At 48.1% G+C, this 25044-nt stretch carries 11 protein-coding genes; all 11 read right to left on the reverse strand.

The window, feature by feature from the left end:
* Positions 1-1095: 1095 nt before the first annotated feature.
* The 11 genes from BBI15_RS12505 to BBI15_RS12560 all read right to left on the reverse strand — a co-directional run bounded on the left by BBI15_RS12505 (position 1096) and on the right by BBI15_RS12560 (position 24854).
* On the reverse strand, positions 1096-2211 hold the full coding sequence (locus BBI15_RS12505) for a bifunctional metallophosphatase/5'-nucleotidase (RefSeq protein WP_157101663.1): 1116 nt from the start codon (positions 2209-2211) through the stop codon (positions 1096-1098).
* Positions 2212-2393: 182 nt separating this feature from the next.
* Positions 2394-4859 carry a cell wall-binding repeat-containing protein gene (locus tag BBI15_RS12510; protein ID WP_068869974.1) on the reverse strand — a complete coding sequence of 822 codons (2466 nt, stop codon included), beginning with the start codon at positions 4857-4859 and terminating at the stop codon, positions 2394-2396.
* A gap of 357 nt (positions 4860-5216) precedes the next feature.
* On the reverse strand, positions 5217-9884 hold the full coding sequence (locus BBI15_RS16760) for a cell wall-binding repeat-containing protein (RefSeq protein WP_068869976.1): 4668 nt from the start codon (positions 9882-9884) through the stop codon (positions 5217-5219).
* Positions 9885-11328: 1444 nt separating this feature from the next.
* Positions 11329-12033 (reverse strand): hypothetical protein, encoded by a 705-nt coding sequence (locus BBI15_RS12520; RefSeq protein WP_068869978.1) that lies wholly within the window; start codon positions 12031-12033, stop codon positions 11329-11331.
* Positions 12034-12049: 16 nt separating this feature from the next.
* Positions 12050-14311, reverse strand: coding sequence for a cell wall-binding repeat-containing protein (locus BBI15_RS12525; protein WP_068869980.1), 2262 nt, complete (start codon positions 14309-14311; stop codon positions 12050-12052).
* A 269-nt stretch (positions 14312-14580) separates the two neighbouring features.
* Positions 14581-16458 (reverse strand): LTA synthase family protein, encoded by a 1878-nt coding sequence (locus BBI15_RS12530; RefSeq protein ID WP_068869982.1) that lies wholly within the window; start codon positions 16456-16458, stop codon positions 14581-14583.
* 1046 nt (positions 16459-17504) lie between these two features.
* Positions 17505-19874, reverse strand: a complete 2370-nt coding sequence (locus BBI15_RS12540; protein ID WP_068869986.1) for a SpoIID/LytB domain-containing protein — start codon at positions 19872-19874, stop codon at positions 17505-17507.
* A gap of 198 nt (positions 19875-20072) precedes the next feature.
* On the reverse strand, positions 20073-21452 hold the full coding sequence (locus tag BBI15_RS12545; RefSeq protein ID WP_167358040.1) for a cell wall-binding repeat-containing protein: 1380 nt from the start codon (positions 21450-21452) through the stop codon (positions 20073-20075).
* A 244-nt stretch (positions 21453-21696) separates the two neighbouring features.
* Positions 21697-22794, reverse strand: a complete 1098-nt coding sequence (locus BBI15_RS12550; protein WP_068869990.1) for a glycosyltransferase — start codon at positions 22792-22794, stop codon at positions 21697-21699.
* The gene (locus BBI15_RS12555; protein ID WP_068869992.1) at positions 22794-23516 is read right to left on the reverse strand and encodes a WecB/TagA/CpsF family glycosyltransferase; all 723 of its coding nucleotides are present in this window, start codon (positions 23514-23516) and stop codon (positions 22794-22796) included. Before BBI15_RS12555 ends, BBI15_RS12550 begins: the two co-directional genes overlap by 1 nt.
* 60 nt (positions 23517-23576) lie before the next feature.
* Positions 23577-24854, reverse strand: coding sequence for a nucleotide sugar dehydrogenase (locus tag BBI15_RS12560; protein WP_068869994.1), 1278 nt, complete (start codon positions 24852-24854; stop codon positions 23577-23579).
* Positions 24855-25044 lie beyond the last annotated feature (190 nt).

Genomic DNA, 25044 nt, shown 5'->3' on the forward strand with positions numbered 1-25044 from the left:
AGGTTTTTTTATGGGTTGGGAATTTTGTGTGGAGATGCAGGAGAAGATAGTGAGGGTTTGTTTGTGGACTTGTTACTTTGTTAAATTTTAGCTTCATTCCAGTAGTCGCCGCCTTGCTTTGGGTTGGCCTTTGGCAATAAGCCAATGAAATAGTGAAAGGAAGTTGAGTCATTTCATTGGCGACGCATCTGCATAGCAGATGTGGGAGCAAGGTGCTTGATGTGATGCTCAAACAAACTGCTTGTCCTCTGCGTCGGCTCACCCTTGGCGCCGGCAGCTGAGAGATTTCATTGCAAACTGACTGTTTAAGTAGATCTGCTTCTGTATGGAGTTGCCAGCTAGTGGGGGAATCGCTTCCCGGGACAAGTTTGGGATAGATAGCGAGGATTTGTTGTTTGTGGACTTATTACGATGTTTGATTTCAGCTTCATTCTAATAGTCGCCGCCTTGCTTTGGGTTGGCCTCTCGCAATAAGCCAGGAAGAACACCTGTCTTATTGCTTTGGCTCACCCTGGGCGCTAGTCGGCTTAGAGATTTCATTGCAAGTTGACTGTTTAAGTAGATCTGCTTCTTTATGCAGTTGCCGGCTAGTGGGGGAATCGCTTCCCAAGACACTTCATCTGGCACATGGCTGCTTACTTTTAAATTATGCGGATAGATCCGAATTAATTTGCGCATTCTTAAAAATAAGATGACTCAAGATACAAAACATGACGCACTTTCACGTAAAAGAAATTAGTAGGTTGAAGAAAATACCTCCCACTCTAAATATAGAGACGGAGTGGAAGGGGGCTGACGCCTGTGGGACTGCGCGGGCTGGCGAGACAAACGTGCCGCGCTCGGCTCAACACCCGCCCCACGGCAAGCAGCCCCCTGCAACGTAGTCGAAAAGCGGAAGCTTTTCAAATCTCTTCTTTCTATCTAACAGTTTTCGTCGCATCAGCTGCATGACTCGCATCCTGCGAGCCTCAAGCAGTCCCCTGCAACGCAGTCAAAAAGCGGAAGCTTGTCCTCTCTCCTCTTTTTAATCCCTACCTCCTATCCCCATCAAAAAAACAGGCACCCCTTCATTGCGAATGGGTGCCTGTTCTGTGTTCACTTGATAAACGCTTCATATGTATTCAGTTCGCCGGCTTTGATGACATGTCCGATAAAGTCTTCGTAGCTGATGATGCCAAGTGCAGTGGCTTCATCGAACAGTTCCTGCACGCGTGCTGTGTCTGGATGGATTTCTGCTTTTTTGGTCGGGTGCAATTTGCCGGAATGGTCGACGATCTTGCCTGCTTCGTCGAAAACGACGTTCAGTTCACCGAGGTTGGTGTCGTATTCGCCGGTCTGTACGACTAGCGTATCCCCGATATGGTTCGGTGGGTTGGTCGTAACATGCGAGTGGCCGCCGATAATAACGTCGATGCCTGCCACTTCTTTCGCCAATGTCCGATCATGCCCGACGCCGATATGGGTCAACGCCACGATTTTATCGATGCCGATCGATTCGAAATGGGCGACCGCTTGTTTGGCCGCTTCGGTATAATCTGCGAATGAAACATCGCCAGGAACGGTCACGACTTCCTTGTAATGCGTGATGCCAAATATGCCGATTTGTTCATCGCCCACCGTTTGCACGAAACCTTTATTGATGCGGCCATCTACTGGCGCGTCCGTATAGCTATAGTCTGCATAGGGCTCAAGGAATTGATCTTGCGAGAAGTCGACATTGGCGCCAAGCACTGGATGCGCGGCGTTTTTAACGTAAGTGCTGAGCGGGCCATGATCGACAACTCCTTCCCCGAGGTCGAACTCGTGGTTGCCGAGCACCATCCCATCATAATCGAGGTGGTTCATGAACACGGCATTAGCCAGTGAATCCTGCGCTTTTCGCCCAATTTCCCAAGACGTTACATCCCCTGCCGATAATAAAAGATGATGGGTGCTGGCTCCGCGGATTTCTTCAATCAGTGAGGCGCGCCGTGCGATATTGTCCATCACGGTATGGGTATCGTTTGTGTGGATTAAGGTCAGTTCAAACGGTTCAGGTTCGACAGGTTCGGGTTCCGGCGAGTCGTCTGGTGTGGCGTCTGTTGAAGCCGTTTCGTTTGGATCCGGTGTTTCTGCATCGCCAAATCCTTCGCTTTGGTCTTTCTGCGGCCAAATGAGGAAGGCGGTGAAAGCCACCATAATCGCCGCTAAGAATGTTACGATTTTCTGCATCGTTGTCACGTCCGTTTCTCTACATAATCTCTATAGATAGTCTACTATAAAATATGGAAAAAATACGGAATCTCACGGATTCTTAACCAAGTCTTAATGCTTTTCTCAATCTCTTTACGAATAGAAGTCTCAAAGGCAAAAAAATACCCGGCTGCCTGAGCAGCCGGGTATTAGTATTTCGATCAATCGTGCAATGCTTTGATGACTTCTGGAGAAACGACTTGCGTTCCGCCTGAAGTGAAGACTGTGCCATAGTAATGCGCACGGTTTTCAACAACGGAGTTGACGCTGTCTTTTTTCACAAGAAGCATCGGTGCTTCATAAGCTGCTGCAAGAGCGTTTCCAGTCAAAGCATCCGGGAAGTTCTGGCCGTTTGCAGCCAAGCCTTCAACTGCGCCGTCGAACAAGAGATCTGCAACTGCGGCAGAAGTTAGGTAACGGTCTGCGCCGCTGACACGGTCAGCGTTCGGCAATTCATCCGCTACGCCTTCAGAAACAGCTTGTGATCCGCCGATGATTGTCGTTGTGTCATAGTTTTCGAGTTCGTCTGCAATGACAGCCGGAATGCGGTCAGGACGCGTCAACAGGATTGGCTTGTCGTTGACTGCTGCATAAGAACCAGCGGACAAAGCATCCGGGAAGTTCAAACCGCTTACGACAACTGCATCAGTTGCTGCTGTTTCAAGTTCATTCGCGATGGCAACAGCTGTGTCATAGCGTGTTTCGCCGCCGATGCGTTGAACCTCAAGGTCAAGTTCTTCAAGTTCAGCTACCACATCAGCTGAAACGGCTTTTGTGCCGCCAAGTACGATGGCATTTGTTGCGCCAAGGCGTGCGATTTCTTCAGCGACGCCAGAAGCCAATGCGCCAGAGCGAGTCAATAGGATTGGAGCTTCGTTTTGGTCAGCTAGTGGAGCTGCTGTCAAAGCGTCCGCATATTGGTCGCCGCGAGCGATGACTACAGTATCAGCTGATTCCCAGCCTTGTTTCGAAACGGCGATTGCTGTTTCGTAACGGTTTTCACCAGACAAGCGCACTTGGTTGATGCGGCGCTCTTCGTATGGCTCTACACCTTCATCAGCGAAGGATTGTGCATGCTCTTCGAACATTTCCCAGTCTGTGAAGCCAGGCTCAGTAACACGTCCCTCTTCATAAGCTTTACCAAATGAGTCAAAACCGTCGCCGCCTTTAGCAGTGAACGAGTTCGTTGCGACTGTATACGTTTCTTCCAAATTCAATTCGTCGTAAGTTTCCCCACCTGTGTCAACAAAGACAGACAAGACGCGTTCGCCTACTGGTGCTTTGCCGTCATAGTTGAAGAACATGCCAGATACGTGAAGGAATCCGCCGTTTTCTTTCGGGTATTCACGGACACTGTGCTCAAGAGCATCTTTGAGTTCCTGGCCAGTAACTTCCATAATTGCCAAGGCATTGCCGAATGGCAAGACTGTCAATACTTCACCATATGTGATTGGGCCTGGCTCGATGGAAGCACGGATGCCTCCGCCGTTTTGAAGGGCGATCGTTGTATCAGGATTGATTTGCTGCGCTTTTGCGAGCATACCATCCGTGATGAAGTTTCCAAGGTTCGTCTCGCTTGCACGAATTCCGAACTCTCCGCGCGTGCCGTTCAAGAAGACATTTGCTTCAACACCGATTTCCATTTCTTTCAATTCTTCCACTTCTTCTTTAAATGGCGCAAGGATTTCTGCCGCTTCTGCATCTTCTTCAGCAAGCGCAACTTCGTGGTGCTCACCGACAAAGTTTGTTACATTTCCAGCTTCATCGAAAGTGACGTCCAATTGGCCAAGGAACTTATTGTATTCGTTCGCTTGGACGATGACTGTATCTTCCACTTGTACTGGTGGCAATAGTTTTGTATGTGTATGTCCGCCGACGATTACATCGATTCCATCTACTTCTGCAGCGAGCGTACGGTCGTTATCGACTGCTGCGTTATCGTCATAGCCGATGTGCGTCAAAGCAACAATTTTATTGACTTCTTGTCCTTCAAACCATTCAACTGCTTCATTTGCCGCGTCGATATAATCAGTGAAAAGGATATCTTCCGGGCTTGAAATGTCAGCTGTTTCAGCAGTTGTTAAGCCAAAGATCCCTACTTCCTCACCGTTCACTTCTTTCACAACGCCGCTGTAGATTTGTCCGTTAGCAGCCGTTTTTGTAAACGCTTCGCCTGCTACCAGCGGTGACATATTCGCATCGCCTGAGAAATCAACGTTAGCCCCGACCAACGGGAAGTCTGCTCCGCCAACGAATTCAGCTAGTGAAGCGTGGCCTTCTTCGCTCGAACCAAGGTCGAACTCATGGTTACCGAACGTCATGGCGTCATACTGCATATAATTCATCAACGCCAAATCCGCTTGCCCTTCGAAGGTGTTGAAATACAATGAGCCTGAGAAAACGTCGCCTGCATCAAGCAATAGGTTGTTCGCATTCTCCGCACGAAGCTGCTTGATCAAAGTTGCGCGTTTCGGCGCGTTGTCCAGGTTCGCGTGCGTGTCATTCGTGTGCATGATCGTTAACTCGAAATCGCCTTCAGCTGCCTCCGCTTTTTGCGAATCGTAGATCCCGACGACTGTCAAAGCCAGTGTCGTCGCCATTACAGAAGTGAAAATCTTTTTCGGCATTTCTACACCATCCTATCAATTTTTTTTGACGAACGTCTCTCACGGCTGTATCTTTCTGACTATGTATGAAGACGTTTGTCCCTATTACCCATAATACTACAAAAGATTTCGAAGGTAAGTAAAATTTTGATAAATATTTCGAAAACGTTTACATTTTTTCTGTTTGTAATAAATGATTTGAATGAATTCCATAAAAAGGAATTTATAAGGAGTTCTTTTCACCCTATAAATTGGTTATCACTTTATTTCAAGTTCGTCTCGCTGATGAGTTTCTATTATTATAATAGCGACTTCAATCAGATTTGAAATAGAGCATTAAAAAGCGGAGCGCCCGAGGGCACTCCGCTTTCATAAGTCTTACTTATTGTTCAAGTACTCGTCCAATTGCTTCAAGATGTCATCGGATACGGCTTGTGATCCACCGATCACTTTCACGTATTCAACGCCATTCTTCTGCAAGTGTTCGCCAAGTTCTGCTGGTACGGATTTTCCTACCAAGTAGACGCCAGTATCATCTTTCGCTGCCAGCGCGCCGCCTGCTAGAGCATCCGCATAAGATTTGCCTGTTGCTACGTAAACTGTATCAGTTGGGTTGCCGAAGTATTTCGCCACTTCAAGTGAAGTTTTGTAACGGTCAGCACCGCTGATACGGAATGAGTTAGGAAGCTCGGAAGCTGCCTTCTCGCTGATAGCGCCAGTTCCACCGATGATCAAGCTGTTTTCCACGCCCAATTTCACCAATGCCGCTTTTGTTGCGTTCGGCACTGAATCTGTACGGGAAAGCAAGATCGGTGTGCCTTCAGATCCAGCATAGCTAGCTACGCTTAGAGCATCCGGGAAGTTCGTGCCGCTGACGACGATTGCAGATTCGGATTTACCGAATTTCTCAGCAATTTTCGCTGCAGTTTCGAAACGGTCTGCGCCGCTGATGCGTTCTACTGTGATGCCGTCAGATTTCAATTGCTTCACGACAGCGTCAGAGATCGCGCCAGTTCCACCAAGGACGTGAACTGTTTTAGCGCCAAGGCGTTTGATTTCTTCATAAGTGTCTGCAGGCAATTTCGCTGTGCGTGACAATAGAAGCGGTGCGTCATGTTTCTTCGCAAGTGGTACGCCTGCTAGAGCATCAGCATAGTTATCGCCGCGTGCAAGGACGACTGTATCGGAAGATTCCCAGCCTTCTTGGCTCAGCTCAACTGCTGTGATGTAGCGGTCTGCACCGGAAATGCGCTCTGCGCGAAGTTCAGAATCAGAACGGTCGATCTTCACTTCTTTTTCGACCTTGTTGCCAGCGCCGTCTTCAGCAACCACTTTGAATGTGTTAAGGCCTGGTGCCAAGTCGACTTTCGCCGTTACTGTTTTGCTTACTGGATCAGCTACAGTGATTTCGTCAAAAACATCCTGGTTGTAAAGAACATCTCCGTCAAGGGATAGTTTCACCAAGTTGAAGTTGTCTTTTACCGTGATGTCGAATTCCACTGATTCCTCGTCTTGGTCAACAACGCCAGGAGCGTCGATTGCAAGCGTCGGGTTCACTGTATCCACATAGACTGGGCGGATGATCGAAGACGTGTTGCCGTTGTAATCCGTCGCTTCGAACTTCACATCGTGGCGGCCAGTTTCAAGCTCGATTGTTGTATCGAACGCAAAGCCTTTATCCGTTTCAGTGAATGCCACTTCTTTGCCGTTCACTTTCAATGTTTTCAAGTTTTCTTCAACTACATAACCTTTGACCGGCACAGTGTTCGTTCCGTAAAGGCCAAGAGCCGCTGGGCCATTATCATCCACATAGATGACTGGTTTCACAGTGTCATCTGCATTCGAGATTGCGTAACCAGCGTTATAAGCGTGGTCATATGCAATGATTTCGATCAAGTCAGCTTCTGAAGCATCCAAACCGAACTCATCTAGATCGATGACAGTTTCACTAGCATCGAAGTATCCTTCAACAGGTAAACGCTCGCCGTCAACGTTCACGGAGAAGAATGCAACGCCGACACCTTCATCGGACAAGGAAACTTCCAATGTGTTGTCATCTTCGTTTACAGTAACAGAAGCTTCCGGTGCAGTTGTATCGATGTAGACCGGCAATTTCTTGCTCTGCCAATCTGCCTCTTCGTAATCGACTTTCGCTTTATACTCATATTCGTACAAGCCGTCAGCCGCAACTTCACCTTTCACTTTGCCGTCCCAAGCACGGGCTTCCGAATAGCTGAGGAATGTGCCGGATCCGCCGTTAAAGTAGTTCTTGCGGACGTCTTTCTCGATGTTGACTGTACGGACTTTCTCGCCTTCTGCATTCAAGATATTCGTTTGCAGCTCATCCGCGTTACGGAGCAGCGTGATGTTTCCGTTGATCTTATCGTTCAAGCCATCGTTGTTCGGAGATACTGGATAAACAAGCTCGCCGTCAACTTCCACTAGGTCGTAGTAGTAAACGCCATCATCAGCGTCTTCGATATTGTAAAGATCATAATACTGCTGGTAGAAATGCGGCTCGTCTTTTTCTTCGACACCGAAGGAATCGATGATGTCCGGACGGTCCCATTCACCGTAGAAGCTGATGTATGGCAAGACCAAATCAGGATTCGATGAACCTTCTTCAGCAGTCAATTTCACGAAGCCTTCCACGAAGACATCTTCTTCAAGCGCTTTCGTGATAGAGTTGCCGTCTTTATCAAGCCCAGGCACTTTGCCTTCGCTGATATCGATCGTCACTGTTACGTCTGTCGTTCCGTTAGCCGGTACCGTCACTGTTTCCGGAGCAGAAACTTTCGCTCCTTCAAGTGCGCCTGACTTCAGCAAGTTGGATGTTACTTCGCCATCTTCCTGGAACATATCGACTAGCACGGAAGTATCGACTGAATACGTCGCTTCTTTATCCGTCAAGTTCTCGGCTTTCAATGTGAACGTGAAGGAGTTTTCAGTGAAGTCTTTAACATTCACTTTCGCTTCATTCGTCGCTTTTTCAGTCAAGATGACTGGCGTCGTGACCGCGCCGTTAAGTTGCATCATCCCAGCGCCTTGGCGGCGAGGTGAGATTGTGTCGCCTGATTTGCCGTGCGTGATGTCAGCAGTGTTCAGAAGCAATACTTTCGCCAGGCGAGTACGTTCTTCCAATGAAAGGTTTTTGAACTCGTCATGGTTTTTCAGGTATTGCTGGACAAGTGCCGCGCCGCCCGCAACGTGTGGAGCTGCCATGGACGTCCCGCTCATCACGCCGTATTTGTCGTTTTCAAGCGTCGACAGGATGTTTCCGCCTGGTGCAGACAATTCCGGTTTGAACTCAAGGTCCGGCGTTACGCCCCATGAAGTAAAGTCAGTCGCGCGGCCCACTTCAGGTCCTTCTTCAACATTTGTTTGTTCAACATCTGCGCCAAGTTCGCCGTCTTCAGCGAGTGCCGCTTCCAGTTCCAAACCGTCTTCACGGGTAATCTTCATGAACGGAATATCCCAGCCACCCTGATCTTTATAGAAAACATTGCTTGTAGAGTTGTAAACAATGATGCCAGCTGCGCCGGCTGCTGCTGCCCAGTTCGTTTTATCGATGAATGTATGCTCACCGCGTTCAACGACAACAACCTTGCCTTCCACATCGATGCCTTCATAATCGGAAGCAGCACCCAATGCATTCGGATTTCCTGTCAATTCCTTCAAGGATACAACTTCGATGTCATCGCCTTGAACTTCGAAATCCGTCCAATCATCTACGCCGAATCCTTCGACTGTGAACTCATCGAATTCCACTTCGTGCGTATAGTGGTTGACGACATTCCCTGTCGCTGCAACTTGGATCGTGTCTTTGTTAAGCCCAGGGGATCCGACCAAACCGTAGTCCGGGTTGTCGTAATGCGGGTTATCGTAGCCGTAGCCGATATGCCCAGAGTTACCAGCTGATACAGCTGATACGATTCCGTTGTTGACGGCGTTTGTGATGGCTTTGTCTTCCGCGCTGTCAGCGTCATAGAATGATGAAGTTGAACCGAGACTCATGTTCAATACATCCGCGCCAAGTTTCACTGCATCGTCAATTGCTGCCAAGTAGATATCGGAGAAGGTCGACGGGAAGTTGACGTCATTCGAGAATACTTTCATGCCGAGGATCTGGGATTCAGGAGCCACACCTTTCAAGCCACCTTCATCTTCGTTCCCGTTAGCGCCCACTGTTCCGGCAACGTGCATGCCGTGCATGGAAGCATCAGGTCCATCGTCTTGGATTTCAGCGTTTTTATCATAATAGTTATACGCATAAGGTACTTTGACGTTTTGATAAGCGCCTTTCAAGCCGTCTTTGGAAACAAGTCCCTCAACGTCCGATTTCGTCAAATCGACTTTTGACTCATCTGTGATGTTGAAGTCTTTGTGGTCAGGGTCGATTCCTGTATCGATTACAGCGACGACCATCCCTTCACCTTGGAACTTGCTGTCAGCCCATACTTGGCGAGACTGGATGAAATCATGGCTTGTCGTCATATCCGGTTTCGCTTCCGGTCTTTCGTATTCGTTTGCAATGTATACGTTCTTAACGTTCGGCAACTCTTTGATCTTCTGGACATCGCTATACTTAACTTGTCCGCTGAAGCCGTTGAAGGCCGTCGTATATTCGAATTCAGAGTTTAGTTCAACGCCCTTGGAAGAAATCGTTTTCTTCACGTTTGCATGCGCTTTCACTAATTTAGATTCAATTTGCTCTTTTTCCGATTTAGAAAGTGTCTTGTATTGGACGCCTTTTGCAGATGCCACTTCAACCGCTGACTGGCCTTCAACTTCAACAATGACGCGAACTTCTTCGTTCGGGTCCAATGCATCTTTTTGAACCATTTCAGCATTCTCTTTTTTCTTAAGCTGCTTGATCAATTCCGCTTTTTCGTTGGAAAGAACGTTGATTGCCTGCAGGTCTTTCTCATTGGCTTTCTCTTTATCGCCAGATGTAGCGCTTGCAGTCATTACACCGTTACTTGCAACTAAACCTGCGATCATGGCAACAGATACAAACTTTTTCCAAGTCTTTGAACCGTTTTGCACAATGTAGCCTCCCCTAATGTTTTTTCGAGGAAATTCATCCTATGTATGTTTCCCATTTATGTACGTATTTCCTCACAGATAAAATAGTAACAATAGTCATACAATTATGTCAATATGTTATTTGAATATTCTTGTGAATTGAATTAATGGAATTTAATAGAAATCATATAAGCATAAAAGATGATTAATAGAGCAATATATTCCTGCGAATTGCATGTGCTAAAGGAACCTTTTCGTAAAAATAAATTTTCGAGTTCCGAATAAAATTAGGTATTTATAACTACAATTAATTCATCTATTTTTTTATAAGTGAGATTTTAAAATTTCCTAGGCCTAAATTATTCTTTTATGGGTTGTTTAATTCCAAATAAGTTTTTTAAAATTCTTCCAGTACTTTTTCAACTTTTATTTCCTTTTTTTGCGCCTTGTCTTATAGGGTGGAATTGCTTCCTGGATGAAGATTGTGAGGGTTTTCTTGTGAAATGGTTGCGATCATTATCTTTAGCTTCAACCAAGTAACCGCCGCCTTGCTTTGGGTTGGCCTCTTGCAGTAAGCCAAGAAGAACGCTTGTCTTACTGCGTCGGCTCACCCTTGGCGCCGGCAGCTGAGAGATTTCATTGTTTGCAGATTGTTTAATCAGATTTTCTTCTGTATTCAGTTGCCGGCTAGCGGGGGAATCGCTTCCCGGGACTTATGTGGATGAGATAGCGAGGGTTTGATTGTGTAGTCGTTGCGATCATTATTTTTAGCCTCAACCAGGTAGCCGCTGCCTTGCTTTGGGTTGGCCTCTCACAGTAAGCCAAGAAGAACGCTTGTCTTACTGCGTCGGCTCACCCTGGGCGCCGGCAGCTGAGACATTTCATTGTTTGTAGATTGTTTAAGCGGATTTTCTTCTGTATTCAGTTGCCGGCTAGTGGGGGAATCGCTTCCCAGAACGCGGCATCTGGTGCTGTGCCGTTTGAATCGAAAAGTTTGTGGTAAATTCACACCCACGATCGTATTATCTTGGGTCTAAATGATACAAACTATAATACATGAAGCACTTTCACACATATTAATGAGTGGAGAGAAGAAGGTTCCCTCCGCTCGAAAACTAGAGACGAAGTGGAAGGGGGCTGACGCCTGTGGGACCGCGCGAATGAATAAGCGAAGGCGAGCTGAGCTTATTCATTTGCGACAGATCTGCGTGCAGATATGTCGCAGGCCTCTTCTTTGCCCCCTTGACCGGGCACCCGCCCATCCCCGGGCAGCTGAAAACGCGACGTCCTGTCGCATCAGCTGCATGACCCGCATCCTGCGGGCCCCAAGCAGCCCCCTGGAACGCAGTCGCAAAGCCGAAGCTTTCCTCATCACTTTTTCATTTTACACTTCCCTATCACCTCCATAAACCAATGTCATTTGCACAAAAAAAACCATCCGCCAGAGGCAGATGGTTCTTCGTGTTTATTCGTAGCTGACCAAAGCGACTACGGATTCCTGTTTGGCATCTCCGTTAGCGACTACCGTTTTTTCCTGGATGAATCCAAGGCCCGGCGCGAAGTAACGCGTCATGGTCGTGACTTGGTCGGATGATTCGGATTTCAGGACTTGTTCGACGACCAATACGTCTTCGAATGTGCCCGCTTGCGTTTCGAGTGTTTCATCGTTCGATGTGACGACCCATTCGCCTTCTGCACTGTTGGCTTCATCGATCATGACGACCGGCCCATCCATCGGTACCAAGCCTTCGATCGAGATGTCGCGCTCGCCTTCGAGTTCAGAAGTTTCGATCAGCATGTTCATGGACGACTCATTCCACTCCGTCACTTCGATCGACACAGCTTCACCGAAAGTGATTTCTTCGAGCACTTTGTTGCCGGATACTTCAAGCACTTCACGGGTCAATTCGAATTCTTCCACCTGGAATTTCTTGATCAGGCCCAGTTCAGGCATGTAGAGCTGTATGCCTGTCGGGTCCGTTACTTCGATTGGCGCGTTTTCTGTTGATTCGACATCCGTTTCGGTTGTTTCTGTTTCCGCGGCTTCGGTTTCGGTTGTTTCTGTGCCGCCTGTGCCGTTGACTTTATCGTCTTCTGCAGAATCGGTCACAGCGGTGCCGCAGCCGCCAAGCAGGACGGCTGAGAGCAAAAGGCCACTGAATTTCTTCATGTATATAACCACCTTATCATTTTTGCATTGCGTTAATTGTCGTTTTGATGGACGAGTTGACCGCCCCGCCGATGTAATATGTGCGGTTGATCAATTTCTCTTTGCTGTGTTGCGTCAGTGAAGACGTTAATGTAGATGGCATCGAGTTATCCGGCACCAGGAATAGCGGTGCGTTATAGCGTGCAGAGACTGCGGATGATACGAGCGCATCCGGGTAGTTCGTGCCGGTTGAGACGATCAAGCGGTTCGACATGAATTCATCTGCGAAGTAATCGATCGCTGCCGTCCCTGTGTCGTAACGTGTTTTTCCTGACAGTCTGCGCACGGCGTCAGAGCCGATTTCGCGTTTAACGGCTTTTTCCAATGATGCCGAAACTGCAGTGGTACCACCGACGATGACAACTTCGTCACCGAAAGCTGTTTTCAAGCTGTTCGGGACTGCTTGGCCATCCGCTACCAGAACAATCGGCCAGTTCTTGACAACCGCAATACTGGCAGCCGTCAAAGCATCCGGATAGTTATTTCCTGCCGTCACAAACACCCCGTCTGCGGCAGGCAGTTTTTCATTGATTTTTTCATTTGTGGCATAACGGGTCTGGCCAGACAGGCGCTCAACCGTCAAGCCCATATTTTTCAACTTGCTCTCGACGGAACTTGAGAGTGCCATCGTACCGCCGACGATCACCACTTTATTCGCTTTCAAGCGCTTCAATTCTTGTTCAACAGCCGGAGTAAGTGAATCCGTTTTGCTCAACAGGATCGGCGCATTGCCATAATGGGCGGCAAGCGGGCCTGCCGACAATGCGTCAGCGTATTGATTGGCCGTAGCCAATACGACAGTTTTCTGGCCCTTTGTGGAGGCAAATCCATTCGGATAGAGCAGCTTAGACACAGCAACGGCTGTATCGATGCGGCTCTTGCCTTGAACATTTTGCGGTGTATAGGAATACTTCGTTGTGTCTGTGTTCGTGTAGATCACTTTTTGCGCCCACACGTCAAACAATTCCGAGTTCGGCCAGTTGCGTGCATAGTCGCGGGCTTCCTCCCGGTTGTACAGGTGAATCATTTCGCCTTTATCTTTTGAACGGACGATGAAGTTCTTGCGCTTGAAGTTCGACCAAAGAATATCGTTTTCCAATGTCGATTCATCGATTACGGACGCTTTGGATAATTTGCCTCCATGCGCAATCGCTGCTTCTTCTTGGTAGAAACGCGTCACTTCTTTATCGCTGCCATCCAAGACGACAAATTTCTTCGGCAAGTAATTCGACCAATGGATGATGCCGGTGGTTGTATGGACCACACGCGTATTCTTCCATTTTTTCGCTTCGTTGATGGCTTCTTGTTCTGTTGCGAACAAGTTATCGCTCATTTTAACGGATGGATGATAAATGCCGTAAACCAATGGGCGGTCGACCGGTTCGGGATCCGGCTTTGTTGCGCCGTCCACTTTCCCGGTTTTCTTATGGATAACATAACTGCCTGAAACAGTTTTCGAATAGTTCAACGCATCGGTTTTCGATGTGTAATGTTTGATTGCTTTGCCGTTTTTGTCATTGACGACGTAAACGTCGAAGAAATCATCTACGCCTTTTGCCACGTTCGCCGCAATTTTTTGCTGGAACCACGATTGCTTGATCATCGCCTCTTCAGTCGGGTTGGACATGTAGCCCACTTCAAGCAATACGGATGGCACGTTCGCCGTACGCGTCACATACAGGCTGTTCGCGATGATCCCGCGGCCTTCCTTGACACCTGAAGCGATGACTGAACGGTGTGTATTCGTTGCCAAACGGCCGCTTTCCGGCGAGTAATGGCGTTGCAATACGGATGGCGGATAAGATGAACTTGCATAGCGGTTATCGAAATAATACGTTTCGTATCCGCCGTATGTAGGTGAACTTGTCGCATTATGGTGAACGGAGATGAAAACGGTATTGTCATTATTTCCGCTTGAAATCATTCCGTTTGCGACTTTCATCCGTTCGACGAGATCGGCACTGGATGAAATGCGTGAAAACTGGACATCGGAAGTTCTGGTCATGTGAACGACAAATCCTCTTTTCTCTAGTTCGGATTTCAATCGCTTCGACACTTCCATATTGGCGTGTTTTTCGTAATAGCCGGTCCGGTTACCTGAGTAACCAGCCGTTCCACCGTAAGCTCCCCCGTGTCCCGGGTCTAGAATGACAGTCGGTTTACCGGCGGCTGAAGCAGTCCCGGTTCCCACTCCAATGGCTAGCAGCAACAACAGCACAATCAAAATTTTCTTTTTCAATGCTACATTCCCCTCTTTCTGACCTAATAGTACGGGGGAAAATTAGGAGAAACAAGATAATTTTACAATATTTTCTTAAAATGATTCTTTATACAGCGTTTAAAAGTGAATTTTTTCGACACGAAGATTATAGTCCTATATAAATTACGAAAAACAGCTTCATTGTGTACACAATTTAGGTAATTAGATTCAATATAATTGTCTTGATTATGTAATAAATTTGCATTAAAATTCGTAAATTTGAATTTACAAAAAAAACCAGGGAAGAGTCAACTCTCTTCCCCAGTTTCCGCTTCTTCTTCGCCTTCATCCAAGAAATTGCTCAATAAGGCATCGGAATGATTTAAGATCTTCAAGGCATTTTCCTGTTTCTGTTCAATGGTTTCCTTATCAGGTTCGATCCGCTCCATCGTGTCGAAGTCATAATAACGTTCCGGATATCTGGCGTTTTGCCCCAAGTACATATGGTCGCCTGTGATATAAGAGCCTCCCGGCAAATAATAACGCACTGCGAGCAAGTTGTTCTCGTATTGCAGCATATTATGCCCGACCATCGGGGATTGCGGTTCGATGCCCATCAAATTCATGATCGTCGGCATCATATCCACCTGGCCCCCGAAATTGGAATTCACTTCCGACTCGAATAAGCCAGGGGCTGCGATAATGAACGGCAAGAGGAAACGGTCTTTTAAGGAGTATGTGTGGCCGAGCAAGCCGGCCATCAGCTCGTTATCCGTTTTCGTCATTGGACGGCCGTGAAGCCCGGAATGGTCTCCGTTGACGACGATCATCGATTCCTCGTAAATGCCTTCCGCTTTCAGGAAATCGATAAATTCCCCGACCGCTTCATCGGCGTAACGAATGGATTGCAGGTAGTTCCCTGTGTACGTATCGACATACTCTTCCGGCAACTCCAGATACTTGTCCTGTTCACGCACTTCAAAAGGCGTGTGGCTCGTCACTGTCATCAAATTCGCATAGACTTTTTTGCCGGACGCGATCTGCTCCTGTATTTCCCCTTCCGCAAACTGGAACATCGTCCGGTCGGATGGCCATAAACCGATCAAGTCTTCATTCGGGATCTCCTCACTCGAGTAGGCATAGTCGAAACCGAGCGATGGGTATAATTCTGCGCGGTTCCAATATTCGAGCTTGTCCGCATGGTAAGTCGTCGTGTAGTAATCACGCTCATTGAGCATGTTGACTAGAGACGGCAACGGGGTGCCATTCAAGTAGTTGACCGTCGGATCCAAACCTTTTGTCATCAGCGACATATGCAAAAGCCACTCCGCATCGGATGTGTTGCCTGCGCCGATCTGCTGGAACATGCGGTCAAAATACAAGCTGTCGCCGAGCAGCTCATTGAGGTTCGGTGTCAGCTCCTGCCCATTGATCGACTGGTTGATCGCAAAATTCTGCAGGGACTCGATCTGGATGACGAAGAGATGGCGATCTTTTGCGATGCCGAAGCGATCATGTTCGGTATAAGGGACGAATTCATTGCCCTTGAGCTCGGCCAATTCTTCGTCCGAAACCAAATGCATCTGGGCCGACGCGCTGTTTTGCTGTGCCGCCTGCACCAATTGCGTCTGGATGAAGCCTTGCTCCTTGGCGAACAAAGTCATATCCAAAATCGGTTTTTGCAGCGCGACCACCGTCGTCACCGCGCTCACCGCCACTAATACAAAAGCGGCAACGCTGATTTTCTTGCGGTTTTTCATCGTCAATGGCCGGTTCCAGTACAGGACGAATAATGCGGCATAGACAAGAATATCAGCAAAGAACAGGAAATCGAGCGGCGTATACAATAAGCTGACCGTTTCCATGACCGATCCCGCTTGATCGCCTTGCTGAAGGTCAAAATAGCTCGGCACGGTCTGGAAATAGCGTTCATACCAGACAATCGATACGAGAAGCGCTGACACGAACAGGTTATAGATTAACGCAACGAGCGGGCTGACCCGCCGAAGCACGACAAACAACAGGACCGGCAAGAGCATGAATACCGGGAAGTCGATGGCCACCAGGCGCAGCCAAGATACTTCGCCGTAGACCAAGTATCGGAATACCCCCAGCTTAATGAGCAGAAGGACGGATAAAATCACTAATACAAGCAGCGGAGAATTTAATTTTCTTGTCTTTTTCATCAATAAACACCTCATAATTAATGAATCCATCATAGCATCTTTATTACAATTATTACAATAGGGCTAATATTAGGTAAAGACGCCAGACCATTGCGCAGGGTTCCTATATGCCTTCTCCTTCCTTGAGCGGCAAGACTCGAATGATTCTTGGGCGTATTGAGATTTTACTGAAGATTAATACGGCGTTTTGGTTGAGTGGATTCACTTTCGACGTGGGATGGTATCGAGAATATGATCGGGAATCGCTTCCCGGGACAAAAATGTTTGAGGATACCGAGGGGTTGCTTGTGGAATGGTTGCGAGGTTCTATTTTTTTCTTCCCGATACTATTCGCCGCCTTGCTTTGGGTTGGCCTCTCACAGTAAGCCAAAAAGGACGCTTGTCTTACTGTGTCGGCTCACCCTGGGCGCCGGCAGGCTTAAAGATTTCATTGTGCGAAGACTGTTTAAGCAGTTCTGCTTCTGTATTCAGTTGCCGGCTAGCGGGGGAATCGCTTCCTACGGTGAAGCATCTGGTTCTCTAGCGTTTAAGTCGAAAAACTAGTGGTGAAATTAGCACTCACAATCGCTTTATCTTGTATCCAAATGATGTGAACTAGAGAACATGAAGCATTTCCACATTTTCATTCGAGCGGATAGAAGAAATTCGCTTTCCTTCTAAAACTAGAGACGGAGTGGAAGGGGGCTGACGCCTGTGGGACCGCGCGGGCTGGCGAGACAAACGTGATGCGCCCTCTGCGTCACGTTGGCCGGGCACCCGCCCCCATCCCCGGGCAGCTGAAAACGCGACGTCCTGTCGCATCAGCTGCATGATTCGCATCCTGCGAACCCCAAGCAGCCCCCTGCAACGCAGTCAAAATGCGGAAGCTTTTTTAATCTCTTCTTTTTCATCATTTGTTTTACATCTGTTTCATGACTCACATCTTACAAGTCCCCAAGCATCCCCCTGTAACGCAGTCGACATGCGGACGCTTGTCTACCCTTCTTTTTATTCCAAAGAAAAAGCCGCCCTGATGAGGACGGCTTTTTGCTTATTGTCGATATTATTTATTTCACAAATTGGGAAGTGTGTTCGATCGAGACATTCTGGTAATAGAATTTCAGGATGTCGTCGGCGCTATGGCCGGCTTTTGAGCGGTAATAGGATCCCCACTGGCTCATGCCGATGCCGTGGCCGAAGCCACTGCCGTCCATGACGAAACGGTCTGGCTCATCCACGATGTCAAAGTCGACACTCTTCAAGTTCGCTGCGCCCATCAAGGTACGGAAGGCGGTCATATTCGGTGTCTTGCCGGCTGTGTAAGTGACGATCGCCCGGTGCTTTTTCAAAGAAGAGCCGATGTATTCATTGCTCGCCGTTTTCAGGGCGCTTGGAATGACCGACTCGCCTCCGAGGTAATAAGCCTGGTCTTTTGTCAGTTTACTGATCTGTTCCATGTGTTCAGCTGGTAAACGATCCGGATCCGGATGCAGCATGAGGATCGGTGAATTCGTTTTCGCCGCTAACACAGATCCTGCGAGCGCATCGACAAATGAATGGGCATTGCCCACTACAAGGTTTTTGCCATTCATTGGCAATAGTCGGTTGATTTCCAAGCTAGTTTCAACACGGTTTTTTCCACTGATGCGATTGCTGAAGATGCCGCGGTCAAATAATGCTGTTTCGACTGCTTCTGGAACTACTGCGGTGCCTCCGATTAAGATAGCTTTTTCGGTTGATTGACTTTCCAAAAATGAAAGTGTAGCTTCTGGGCTCTTATCGCCCATATGGATAATGATTGGCAACTGATGTGAGGCTGCATACGCGGATGCAGATAAAGCATCGGATGAATTGTCGTTGCCCGTTGCGAACAGCACCGTTTGCATCTGCCCGATTTCTTTTGCGATCACTAGAGATGTTTCCGAACGGGTTTTACCCGCTAAACGCTTTGTCTGGAATCCTTTTTCAAGCAATCCATTTTCGATATTTTCTGAAATGGCTGAAGTTCCGCCAAGTAAATACACAGTGGCACCTTTTACGGTTTGTAGTTCCAGAAAATCACTTACTGAAGATGGCAAGCTGTCATTACGGGTTAACAAGACAGGAGCCCCGTGTTTATGGGCAAGTACGGTACCTGCCAGCGCATCTGCTGGTATATCCCCTCGCCCAAGCACGATGGCAGGCGCTTTTTCAGCACCCACTGTTTCCTTAGCAATTTCGACGGCTGTTTCGTAACGATCTTTTCCTGCCAATGTCTTGGATGCTGCACCGGCTGCCATGTCGAAGCTTAATGCCCCGTTTTGGCTGTGGCGGAGGTAATAATCCATTTCTAATGTGATGGACCGGACTTTCCCGGTGTTGTCGAAGTCTTCTGTTTGGATTTCATTGATCGAAGCGATCTTGATTGATTCGACCGTCGAATCCTGGGCTTTCGCTTTTTTCAATAAATCTTTTTTGAAATTGGTGAACGCATTTTTACTTTGCTCACCGACAAGCGAGCCGTTCAGGTTCAGTTCGCCTGTCGTATTCCACCAAGTGGCCGGAGCCATCAAATCGGTATTATCCGGCAGCTGCTGCTTGAGCCAGTTGAGTTTCCATAAAACGCTTTTCGTGTCGAACTCGTCTTTTTGTGTGGCCGAGAGATACGGCAATTTGCCTGACCAGTATTGCTCCGGAAGTTCAGTCTGTCCCCCGTTGCTCGATGAGAAATAAGCTGTGACAAACCCTTTCTGGCCATCCGCTTTTTTATACGTGAGGATCTGTCCTTGTGTTTCATCGACTGCGCGGTTTGTATATTCGTAAGCCGATTTATAATGTGGGGATAAAGGATCCCACATAAAGCCTTTATACACTTGGAACGTCGTCGTGTCGTCGATTTCCAATGTGCTTTGGCTCATTTTAGAGAAGATATAGGAACGGGCTGTTATCGCTTGCGCTTTCAATGATTCCATGCCCCCGCTTGCTCCCCAGCTGGCCGGACTTTCCGATGGCACGACGCCTTTCAGGTAATCTTCGAATGGCAAGGAGTTGACCGGCTGGATTTTCGTCGTGCCGGACATGCGGAAAAGAATCGTGCCAAGATACGGGTAGATCGTCTGGGAGCCCGGTTTGTATAGATGGACATTGTTTGCTTTCGAATAAATGGACGGTTCAACCGTCACCGTGGTCAAACCGCTTTTCAAGGTTTGGCTGCCTTTTTTCAATACCAGCTTGCCAGAAGACACTTGCACCTGGTAACGGGTCCCTTTGTCCAATTTTACGGTTTTGTCTTCCTTCAATTGCGAGTTGCCCTGTGGAACGAAATCGAAGCTGCTGTTTGTGCCCAAGCTATTGGTGAGCCGGACTTTAACCGTAAAATCTTCAGCTGCCGAGACGTTTGATGCCCCTCCAGCCAAAACGCCGATAAACAAAAGCATGGCCAAGCCTTTCAATAACATTCTCAATGCTTTTCCCCCTAATTACGAAATTTTAGATGAACATTCTCTCTTTTTTAACAGTATATTCTAGATTTTTATTAAAAGGTACATAAATTTTCTAAATATTTGTAAATAATCACACTCGTTAATTTCCTGATCTATATGCCCTTGCCTTTTCTCGAGCTATGCGGGCAAAAAAAAATGGCCGAAGCCATTTTTTCAATCCGTGTAAGAGCGAATGGTGACGATTTTCTTGTCCCAATGCCCCCAAGACGTATCAAGTGGCGTGATCGTTACGCCTGTGCTGGTACCGGCATGGATGATTTTTCCATCACCGACATAAATCCCTGCATGTGTCGGCCTCGTCGGTGTGCTTCTGACCAAGTCCAATAAGACAATATCGCCGATCTTGACATTTGAATAGCTGACCGGCTTGCCGGATTGGGCCATCAAAGCGGTCGTTCTTGGGATCGAGATCCCGTTTTTATTGAATACATACATCAAGTAACCTGAGCAATCAAACCCTGAAGTCGTTGTGCCGCCCCAGCGATACGGTGTACCGATATGCTTTTTCGCTTCGGTAATGATGTTGTCACGGACATCCACGGATGGCTTGACGACTGGGATCGGGGCAGGTTTCGGATTCGGGTTTAGCGCTTCTTTGGAAACTGCAGTTTCCCCACCGATGACTGTTAGATTATTGACTTTTTTGTTATTGATAATATCTTTTGTTGATGGTGGCAACTTAGCTTGACGTACGAGCAAAACCGGTTTCTTCTGTTTTGCGCCTAGAGCAGAGCCCGTCAAGGCATCAGCGAATTGTTGACCGGAAGCGACAAGTGAATCGGTGACTGTCGATGGATAGAGTTTGGCAACGACCGCTGCTGCCGTCGCATAGCGGTCTTTGCCGGCAATACGCGATACTGCTGCCGTTTCATCGATTTTTTTATAGACCTCAGCACTGACGGCACTTTCGCCGCCGACAATTGTTACACTCTTATAATTTTTCACCGCGGTTGCGACTTCTTTTGACATTCCGTTTCCTGAAGTCAATAGGATCGGTTTGCCCGTTTCAGCGGCATGTGAAGCGATGGATAAGGAATCGGCATAACCGGAACCACTCGCGACGACCGCTGATGTTCCGCCTACTTTTTCTGCAATTAGCGCTGAAGTTTCAGAGCGGTTGCTACCCGCAATGCGCTCGACTTGTATTCCTTTTTCTTTTAATTGGTTGACGACTTTATTGGAAATGACACCTTCACCGCCGAGGATGGTTGCGTTCTTCGCACCGAGACGGCCAATTTCGGACATGATCGACGCCGGTACCGAATCTTTTTTCACCAATAGAATCGGCGCATTCAATTTTTTGGCAAGTGGTGCGCCTGCAAGCGCATCTGGGTAGTTATCACCAATAACAAGAACAACATCTTTTGTACTGTGGTATCCCCAGCCTTCACGTGCTACTTTAATCGATGTTTCGTAGCGGTCCACCCCCGAAATACGGTCGAAATTTGTAAACACGCTTGCTTCTGAAGTGGAAGCGAAAGCAGTTATAGATAATGCAGTCGCGGCGATCATTGTTCCAAACCATTTTGTCATTTTCATATGCTTCTCTTTCCCCCTGAGTTCCATAGTCTAATTAACTGTATTTATTAGGCAATTTTTTATTCTGAATAATTCAAAGTTTATCATTGAATTTATGAGAGTAATATTACATTTATGTTACAGGAACGACAAAAATCCCCTTGAGACAGCGCTCAAGGGGATTCCAAAACCAAGCCACATCTAGGCTTAGCGGCATATTTCATAATATTAACAGTTCAAAATAAACAGGAAAAATTACCTAGTTTAACCTCAAAACCGCTTCATAAACTTTTCGGATTTCCCGTTGCAGATTTTCATTGGAAAAATTTTCTTTAGCGAAGCTCCGAAGCATGCTTCCCCTCTCCCGAGTATCCGCATCCATCGCCTTTTCCATGACGTGTTGGAGGGCATCGGCACGGCCCGGCTCCACAATCCATCCGGTTTTCCCCGGATCGACAAGTGCCGGCACGCCTCCCACATTCGTCGCGATGACAGGCGTGGCCATATCTGCCGATTCCAAGAGCACGAGCGGAAAACTTTCGCTATGCGAGGTCAATAAGGATACATCCGCTGCATACAATAATTGGTCGACATCCTTTCGTGCCCCCAAAAATTGAACGCGCTCCGCAATGCCAAGTGCCGTTGCCTGTTCACTTAAGGACTGGCGCAAATCACCATCGCCGATTACCCATAGCTTGCATGGACGGTCGATCTGTGCGAACGCTTTAAGTAAAATATCGTGGCCTTTTACGGGGTGAAGGCGCGCCACGATCGCAAAGACGAACTCATCATCTTGTGTGCTGAGCGATTCACGGATTGCGCGCCGATCGAAGTCCGGCAAGGTCTCATGGAAATTGATGCCGTTGAATACCGGCGTGATCCTCTTCGGTTCGACTCCCATTTTGACGAGCATGTCCTTGAATTTCTCCGAGACGGCAAACAAATGGTCCGCACGGCGCATGGCCCGCTGGTTCAGGATGGTGAACACTTTGGCAAGCGGCTTGGGCTGATGGAGAAAGTCGAGTGTCGGATCGCTATGGACGGTGATGAACCAAGGCATGCCCAGTTTTTTATAGACCGAATCGATCAGGAAATTGGCGCGCGCCCCGTGGGAATGGACGATCGAAAAACCGCCTTTTTTCAAGACCATCAGGATTTTCCGTGGTGCGGACCGGTCGAGACGGCTGTTCTGCTGGACGACCGTCACCGGAATCCCGGCTTTTCGTGCATCTTCCGCAAATGCGCCTTCTGTCAATAATAGCAACTCTGCTTCTACGGGAGAGTTCGTCAATAGCTGCAATAGATGCTTTTTCGAGCCCCCGGTCTCTCCCCCGCTGATGACATGGAGTACTTTCATCAGCGGTTTCCGCCTTTATCGCGCACGGCTTTGATGAGAAATTGCGGGAGCGCCATTTGGCGTTTGATGCGCGTTGGCTGGCTCGCAAGGCGGTAGAGCCATTCGGTGCCCGTATTCAAGAACAGTTTTGGCGCGCGTTTGACATTGCCGCTGTAGACGTCGAAACTGCCGCCGACGCCTTGGAAGATATTGACGTCCAACTGCTCCATGTTCTCGCGGATGAACAATTCCTGCTTCGGGCTGCCGAGCGCCACGAACAGGATTTGCGGTTGTGCTGCATTGATGGCCTGGGTGATTTTTTCCCGATCTTTCTCATAGCCGTCGAGCGTGCCGGCGACGATGAGGTTCGGGTATTTCGCTTGGATGTTTTGCGCAGCCAGTTCCACTGTCGCTTTTTTCGCCCCGTACATGAAAATGCGGTGGCCGTGCTTATTGGCGAGCTGGAGCAGTGCATCCATCATGCCGATGCCTGTGACGCGTTCGCGGATTTCGCCGCCGCGCATGCGGGACGCGATTTTGATGCCGACGCCGTCGGGAATCTGGTAAGTCGATTCATTCAACAAAGTGCGGAGCGCGGGATCCTTTGAAGCCATCATGACCTTTTCGGGATTGATCGCGACGATGCGCGATTTGCGGCCCATTTCGATGTCGTTCTGGATGTTATCCAGCAATTGCTGTTCGGTCTCTTTATTGACAGTGACGCCTAAAATTTCTTCCTTCATGTAGTTCGTGCCTCCATGCAAAACCGCATTTCCAAGAGCTTGAAAATGCGGCCGTGTATTTTAATTTTTCGGGTTGCCTTTGCCATCGCCGAGACGGTAGACCGTGAATCCAGCCTCTTCGTATGCTTCGCGGCTGATGGCATTTTTCGTGTCGAAAATGGCTTTGTGGCGCATCGTTCCGCCCAGTGTTTTCGGATCGTAATCCTTGAACGCTTTATGGTCCGTCAGGATGACGATCAAGTCCGCACCTTCGACTGCTTCATCATAGGATTGTGTCTGGAACGCCGCTTTGTTTTCTTTGACGTGTGGGTCGAAAGAAGAAATGCGCAGGTTTTTCGCTTTCAGCCGTTCCAATACTTCCATCGACGGGCTCTCGCGGATGTCGTCGATATTGCCTTTGAAGGCCAGGCCGAAGACAGCGACTTTTGCATCTTTTACGTCTTTCAGGATGTCATCGATTTTGTCTGCGGTGTATTGCGGCATGCCGTCATTTGTGTTTCGCGACAAGTGGATGATCTGCGACAGGTCCTTTTCTTTTTCCACCAGGAACCACGGGTCGACTGCGATGCAATGGCCGCCGACTCCAGGGCCAGGCAGGTGGATATTGACGCGCGGGTGATGGTTGGCGAGGCGGATCGCTTCCCAAGCATCGACGCCGACATTGTCGGAGATTTTCGCGATTTCATTGGCAAACGCGATATTGACATCGCGGTATGTGTTTTCCATGACTTTGACCATTTCAGCAGTGGTCGCATCCGTCAAGATGAATTCGCCTTTCACGAATGATTCGTAATACACTTGCGTACGCTTCGAAGATTCCTCGTTGATGCCGCCGATGATGCGGTCATTTTTCACGAGTTCCTCAAATACTTTTCCTGGAATGACGCGTTCCGGGGAATGCGACACAAATAGTTCTGTCCCGATTTCCAGATTGCTCTTCACGAGGATCGGCATCATGACATCGAGCACAGTGCGCGGTGGGACGGTCGATTCCAGCACGACCAGATCCCCTTTCTTCAAGAAAGGAACGATCGATTCGGTCGCTGCGCGGATGTAATCCATATTGGCAGTTTTGTCTTCCGCAATCGGGGACGGTACCGCGATGATGAACATGTCCGCTTCAGCCGGTTTTGTCGACACTGAGAAGGTCCCTTTTTCCAATGCTTTATTCAAATAATCCTGAAGAAACGGTTCTTCGATGTGGATTTGCCCATCGGACAGCATGTCCACCGCTTTTTGATTGACGTCCACGCCGTGAACTTCATAACCATGGTTTGCGAACATGACCGCTGTCGGCAAGCCGATATATCCTAATCCAACTACACAGATTTTTTCCATTTCGTTAATTCTCCTCAATCGCCAGTAATTTTTATCTCCCACTCCAAAAGCAGGATGTTATTTCAATAATTTTTGCTAATATCAATAGTTCATTCTACCATAGCAAAGCCTTGGGCAGAAATCGTTTTGGTGTATTTTTCATTACGGTTTCGTTACAGGACGCAAGGCAGCTCGATGGGTTCCCAAAGAA

The organism is Planococcus plakortidis, assembly GCF_001687605.2.
GTDB lineage: Bacteria > Bacillota > Bacilli > Bacillales_A > Planococcaceae > Planococcus > Planococcus plakortidis.

Bases quoted from the DNA above. Each gene is read 5' to 3' on its own strand.
- BBI15_RS12505 (WP_157101663.1), bottom strand. From the start codon at position 2,211: ATGCAGAAAATCGTAACATTCTTAGCGGCGATTATGGTGGCTTTCACC.
- BBI15_RS12510 (WP_068869974.1), bottom strand. From the start codon at position 4,859: ATGCCGAAAAAGATTTTCACTTCTGTAATGGCGACGACACTGGCTTTG.
- BBI15_RS12520 (WP_068869978.1), bottom strand. From the start codon at position 12,033: ATGAAGAAATTCAGTGGCCTTTTGCTCTCAGCCGTCCTGCTTGGCGGC.
- BBI15_RS12530 (WP_068869982.1), bottom strand. From the start codon at position 16,458: ATGAAAAAGACAAGAAAATTAAATTCTCCGCTGCTTGTATTAGTGATT.
- BBI15_RS12540 (WP_068869986.1), bottom strand. From the start codon at position 19,874: ATGTTATTGAAAGGCTTGGCCATGCTTTTGTTTATCGGCGTTTTGGCT.
- BBI15_RS12545 (WP_167358040.1), bottom strand. From the start codon at position 21,452: ATGACAAAATGGTTTGGAACAATGATCGCCGCGACTGCATTATCTATA.
- BBI15_RS12550 (WP_068869990.1), bottom strand. From the start codon at position 22,794: ATGAAAGTACTCCATGTCATCAGCGGGGGAGAGACCGGGGGCTCGAAA.
- BBI15_RS12555 (WP_068869992.1), bottom strand. From the start codon at position 23,516: ATGAAGGAAGAAATTTTAGGCGTCACTGTCAATAAAGAGACCGAACAG.
- BBI15_RS12560 (WP_068869994.1), bottom strand. From the start codon at position 24,854: ATGGAAAAAATCTGTGTAGTTGGATTAGGATATATCGGCTTGCCGACA.